Annotated in this window: 1 protein-coding gene; it reads right to left on the bottom strand. The window is 61.3% G+C overall.

Annotated features, from left to right (window positions below):
• Positions 1-315, bottom strand: a 315-nt coding sequence (locus J8I34_RS34515) for a TCP-1/cpn60 chaperonin family protein (RefSeq protein WP_305826480.1), incomplete at both ends; no start/stop codon positions are given.

Genomic DNA, 315 nt, shown 5'->3' with positions numbered 1-315 from the left:
TACGGCGACAGGTAGCCGCGGTCGAACTGCATGCCTTCCACGACTTCCAGCTCGTCGGCCAGCGACTTGCCGTCTTCAATGGTAATCACGCCTTCCTTGCCGACCTTGTCCATGGCTTCAGCGATGCGCTCACCGATGGAGGTGTCGCTGTTGGCGGAGATGGCGCCAACTTGAGCGATTTCCTTGCTGGTGGTGGTCGGCTTGCTGACCTTCTTCAGCTCTTCCACGGCGGCGGCGGCAGCCTTGTCGATACCGCGCTTCAGGTCCATCGGGTTCATGCCGGCGGCAACGTACTTCATGCCTTCGCGCACGATC

This window comes from Cupriavidus phytohabitans (assembly GCF_017815025.1).
In the GTDB taxonomy this organism is placed as follows: Bacteria; Pseudomonadota; Gammaproteobacteria; order Burkholderiales; family Burkholderiaceae; genus Cupriavidus.
Note: the sequence above shows the minus strand (reverse complement) of the source record. Positions and strands in the feature narration are given on the sequence as shown.